The organism is Streptomyces sp. NPDC056160 (assembly GCF_042268205.1).
Classification (GTDB): Bacteria; Actinomycetota; Actinomycetes; order Streptomycetales; family Streptomycetaceae; genus Streptomyces.
This window is the reverse complement of the sequence record NZ_JBHJUW010000268.1, coordinates 1-5,194: the sequence shown is the minus strand read 5'-3', so window position 1 is coordinate 5,194 and position 5,194 is coordinate 1. Positions and strand designations below refer to the sequence as shown.

4 protein-coding genes are annotated in these 5,194 nt (G+C 67.1%); 1 reads left to right on the top strand and 3 read right to left on the bottom strand.

Annotated elements, in window-relative coordinates; genetic code table 11:
- Window positions 1-73: 73 nt before the first annotated feature.
- Window positions 74-352 carry a hypothetical protein gene (locus ACFC02_RS41580; protein WP_376368068.1) on the bottom strand — a complete coding sequence of 93 codons (279 nt, stop codon included), beginning with the start codon at window positions 350-352 and terminating at the stop codon, window positions 74-76.
- Window positions 353-402: 50 nt separating this feature from the next.
- Between ACFC02_RS41580 and ACFC02_RS41575 the strand changes: the two genes are divergently transcribed.
- Window positions 403-600, top strand: a complete 198-nt coding sequence (locus ACFC02_RS41575) for a hypothetical protein (protein WP_376368066.1) — start codon at window positions 403-405, stop codon at window positions 598-600.
- A 76-nt stretch (window positions 601-676) separates the two neighbouring features.
- Here ACFC02_RS41575 and ACFC02_RS41570 read toward each other — a convergent pair whose 3' ends face one another.
- Window positions 677-1,483, bottom strand: a complete 807-nt coding sequence (locus ACFC02_RS41570; RefSeq protein ID WP_376368064.1) for a helicase associated domain-containing protein — start codon at window positions 1,481-1,483, stop codon at window positions 677-679.
- A gap of 1,521 nt (window positions 1,484-3,004) precedes the next feature.
- Window positions 3,005-4,984 (bottom strand): zinc-ribbon domain-containing protein, encoded by a 1,980-nt coding sequence (locus ACFC02_RS41565; RefSeq protein WP_376368062.1) that lies wholly within the window; start codon window positions 4,982-4,984, stop codon window positions 3,005-3,007.
- Window positions 4,985-5,194: the final 210 nt, after the last annotated feature.

The window sequence follows — 5,194 nt, the reverse complement described above, 5'->3', positions numbered from 1 at the left end:
GCGAGCCCCGATCACCTACGAGATCACCGTCCACCCAACATCAACTACCCTGGCCCGAGCCGCATAGACGTGTTCAAACTCCGGGGTCAAGGCCCGCCCCGTCCTCGCCCGGCTTGTTGAGCGCCAGGACCACGGCGCCGGCCTGGTCCTGCCAGAAGTGCCACGGCCCCCCGTCCGCAGGAGCCTGCCCGGTGAGCGGGGCCAGGGAGGCGTACTGCGGGAAGGCATCGATCTCGGCCTGCCCGGCGCCGCCGTAGGGGGAGAGAGCGACCGCCGCCATCAAGGAGCCGGCGACCGGGAACGCGGTCGGCTGAGCGATCAACTGCGGTACTTTGCGTGTCTGTTGGCTCACCCACCGAGTCTAGGGGTGCAGCCCGCACCGACCGACAGGAGACCCGGATCATGGACGTTCCACCCGCCCCCACCGCTGCCGGTGAGCAGCACATCGCAGACCTGCGGGCCGCGCTCCAGCGCGTGCTGCCCCTGCTCAGCTTCTACGCCGGACGGGAAGCCGCCGACTCCCACCCCGAACAGACCGCCCTGCTGCTCCGCGCCGCCGATGAGGTGGCGGACGTCCTGGCGCGCACCGCCCCCGCATGACCGGCCGGGGACACGAGAAAGAGGGTTGGTCACCACCAGGTGGTGACCGACCCTCTGTCTGTCCTGCGCCCGATCGCTACCAGCGCATGCCGAGGCTGGTCCATGCCGCGCGCTGCTCATCGGACAGCTTGTCCGCCCGGCGCCGGGTGTTGTCGACGACGGTACCGAGCTTGATCTCGGTCCCGTCCGGCAGCACCTCCACCGCCTTCCTCGGCACCCGCAGGTGTCCCTCCCGTTCGAAGAACTGCCGCGCCGCCGCCAAGTTCACCGCCCGCGCTGCCTCCCGCCGGCCCACCGGCCGCGCCGCCGCCCCGACCCCGGGGGGAGCGGGCTCCAGGCCCAGGGACTCCAGGAGGTACTGCTGTGCGGGCATGAGCCGGTCCCACCCGGTGCGCTGCGCCGTCACCCAGGCGCCCAGGTCTTCGCCCTGCACGATGACCTGCCCCGCTGCCTGGGCGAGCGGGCCCCCCGCCCGGACGTGTGCCTGACACAACCGGTAGACCCGCTGCCACCCCGCACCCCACACCGGACACCACCCCGCATCGATCGCTTCCAGCGCCTCCCTACGGCTCTCTGGCAGCTCCCCAGTGCTGGGCACGCCCGTTTCCCCCGCCGCGCGCCGCGCGGCGTTCACAGCGGCCTTCCGGGCCGCCTGCCGCTGGTTCTTCGCCCACGTCCCGATGGGCTGCCCCTCCCACACGGCGGTGGCCGGCGGGACGAAGTGCCCGTGCGCTGCGGCATAGGAGCGGGCGACCGCGAGCATGCCGTCCCACTCCGTGTAGACCGACCACACCATGCCGAGCTTCTCCAACTCGGCCACCCGCTCAGCCTCCAGCGTCCCCGCCGCGTAGTACCGGCGCTGATCCGCCAACCACGCCCCCAACGGATGCCCACCGATTCCTGCCCAGTCCTCCGGGGTCCGGTATGAGACAACCTCTAAGGATCACTGCATGATCGATGCGCTGAGCTGTTGGTCTAGTGATCGTTGCAGGATTTTCGTTGTTGTGACGTGTCGACCTGAGCTGGGGTTTCGGCAGAGGTTGAGGAGCCAGAGAGGCTCCTGAAGTGCGAGTTCAGTGATTGCTTTGGAATGTGGTGATCGTCGCAGTATTTCCTATTGCCGGGCACCGGTAGGGTGCGGGCAGTCCTGGGGCATCGCTGGTCCGGTGGTTTCGTGCGGCCCGCACCGGGCTGTACGGCGGCCTGGTGGAGGCGGAGGCCGGGAGCGGGGGAGGGGTCGTGTCCGAAGCGCGGATCGTCCCGGACATCGACGACTTGGTGCGCCGTTTCCCCCGCATCGGGAAGACGTGGCCGCAGTTCGAGGAGGAGCTGGCCGGGTTCCCTTGGGGGCCCAACTGGTGTTTCTCACGGAAGGTGGGGATCCGGAGGTGCTGGACGGGCGAGTTCCTATCACGTCCTGAGTGACGGTTCCATCTGGCGGGCATCGGCCTCGACCAGCGTCAACTCCCCAGATGACGCCGCATCCTGCACTGCGGTGGTGGACTTCCTGTACGCCGCACTGGATGGGAGGGCAATCCACGGGTTCTACCTGCATCTGGCAGATATCGGGGGCGTCAGCGCCGACGCTGTCGAGGCTCTAGGCTGAAGCTGAGGCAGTACGCGCCCATCTTGCTGGCGGCCGCGGGCCGCTGCGGCAGCCTCGGCCCGCAAAGAGGCCGCGCTGGAGGTCGAGAACCGGATGCTCCTCGAACAGAACGCCGTCCTTCGGCGCGACATCGAGGAGGCGCGGGCTCAGCTCCGTGCGCTACGCGTCCAAGAACTCGGTGCTCTTACCCGCGACGGCCTCGGCCTCCCAGCTTTGATCCCCGCACTTTCCCGAGGGATGGTGACGGTCAGTTGCAGACGGTCACTCTCCTCTTCCCAGGATGCCGCTAGTGGGTGGAGATTGCATCTCACGATGCGTGCCAGCACGAGGGCTTGCAGCGTCGAAGTAGTAGCGCCGCCTCGTTCGTGCATGAGTGGAGTAGACCATCTCCGCGCTGGCGTCGCTGGCGTCATCGACACCTGGGGGCACGCACGTACAAGCCATCTATCCAACGTCGTCGTCACCATCGACGCGCTGACAGTCCGACGCCAACTATCGGGCACACCATTGACTCATAGGTAATGCCCTCCCTGGCCTGCATGAAGAACCGTCAGCGGTGCACAGAAGGAGCCGGACGGCCGCTCCACCGTCCGCGTCCACACCGGCATCGGCCACGACTCCCGCCACGACGTCTACCAGGACCGCCGCGCCTACGTCTGGAACAACACCACCGGCACCGCAACCCTGCGCGGGACTGTACGGGCCCCAGTGAAGTCACAAGATCTGGCTGGAAACGAGGGCCATGGGTCACGGCCAGGCGCTGGCGGCGAGCCGCGACCGGTCGCCTGATGGCATGAGCTACGGGACGTCGGCTTGGAAGAAGAGAGTTTGTACGGCTTCGGAAGGCTGGCTGGTTTCGCTGTTCAGGATGTGGGCGGTGTAGTGGAGCCAGATCTCGCCTGTGATCCTTTTCCGCGCTCCAAGGAGTCCTTCCTGCTCGGCCCAGGCTCGGACGGGTGTTTCTGTGAGCAGGCTGTCGGTTCCCAAGAAGTCGGTGCGGCCTGCGTGTGCAAGCCGGTAGGAGGCGGTGTAGCGGCCTGGGACGCGCCCGGCGCTGCCGACAGGATGCCCGTGCTCGTGAGCCCAGGCGCGCACGGCTCTGGTCTCGTCAGGGGAGACGTGGATACGTGAGCGGCGTGTGGTTTCCGCGCGGCGACAGCCGCAACTGTTGGTGTTTGAGCTGGTGACCTGGGCCTGCACCCGTGTGACCCGCTGGCCGCAGCGGCACTCGTAGTCGCGGACGATCTCGCTGGGCTTATCGGGGTTGCGGTAGGGAGCCCCGACAGCGGTGAGCCAACTTCCTTCAGCCGGCGCGGTTGCCCTCAAAGCGCGGGGTTTCGGCTCGGGCCTCGGGCGTGGGATGCGCGGCGGTTTCAACTGGCCCCAGACAGCGGTGATGTACGCGTCCGCTTGGTGCTGGGCACGCGCCACACCCCCGGCGAGGTACGCGTCCAGCTCTGGGCATGCACCGGGGAAGCGCTCGCACAGAGCCTTCGCTACCGCGCCCGCCTGTTCCCAGGGTCCCGCTCGGTCGGGGACGGCAACGGACACGAGGCGTTCGCTCTCCAGCGGCTCGAGATCCCCCAGACGCACATGCACCATCAGATCCAGCAGCCCGGCTCTCACCAGGACTTGGCTTTTCTCCCGCTCGTCGCGGCGATTGTGGGCTTGCCGCAGCACAGAACTGTGGTGGAAGGCGCCGTCGTACTCCACTCCAACGGTCACGCCCACTCTGGTTAGGCGCAGCATGATGTCGACCTCGACGTCGCGGTAACGCCACTGGGCGGGCTTGAGCTCGTGAGGGATCGGCAGTTGGTGTGACGCGTAGTCCGGTACGCCATCGGGCAGCCGCGGATCCCGCACGCTTGGCTCTTGGAGATCGAAGAGGAAGGCGAGTTCGGCCGCGATCCTTACCTGCTCCTTGGAGATCCCTGCTGTAGAGCACTTTCCGCAGTCCTCGCCTCGGACACGGTTCAAAACCGTGGCCTTCCATCGGTGGCCGTGGCGGCAGGTCCACCACACCTTCTGATATGCGTCCTCGCCCGCGCGTTGCGTCCGGCGGGAGGCATTGTGCGCGGTGGTGGACATCACTGCGGGATCCAGACCAGGATCGTCCAGTTGTTCTGCCAATTCCGGGAACCACCGCTGCAAGCTGTTCGTGGCGTCGATGACGTAGCCGGCGCATACCAGGCAGCCGTCCTGCTGCAGCACGCGACTCTTGACTTCCGCCTCGAATCGGTGCTCGACTTTTTCCCACAGGCCAGTCTCGGGGTCGACCGCCCAGGTGCGGCACAACCACGGCACGCGCGTGTGGGTGCCGTAGGCGACCGTCTCAGGTGGTTCAAGGCCCACGTACTGGTCTGCCAGGGTCGGCAGGTCTGCCAGGCTCGTCAATTTCCGGCATGCGGGACAGCCGGCACCGGCCTGCACGCGATCCTTCGGCCAAGCCGGCCATGCCGGATGCTCGTCGGGGTATAGCGGGCACCGCCATAGGTACGGGCTTGGTACCCCAACCTTCTGGGCTGTGGCCAAGACATCCGTCGGGCGGCCAGGATTACCCGGATGCCACTGCACAGCGATCTCGGGAATGTCTGCAACCTTCGTCTCACCCCGCCCGCCGGTGCGATGCGACCACCGGCCTTGTACTGCTTGCTTGTGCGTATCCCAAAACGAGTTCGCCTCGGCTTGGCGACTCTGAGCCGCCTCCAGCTCCTTTGATAGACGGTGGCCACGTTCCTTGTTGGCTTGGTTCCAGTACTCCCGCATGACCTGCGACATACGGAGTCGGTCCTCGCGGCTTCCACTGCCCACGTCCAGCGGTTCCGGTGGCTGCAGCCGAGCCACCTGCTGCGGACGGTGGTTCCGGGTACTACCGCCGGTGGCGTCATCCATGACTAGTGTCCCGAGTCTTGGGAGGACTGCATATCTAGGATTTGGGGTTCGGTAGGCGGTTCAGGTAGCCGGCGAGGCGTTCGAGGATCTCGTCGG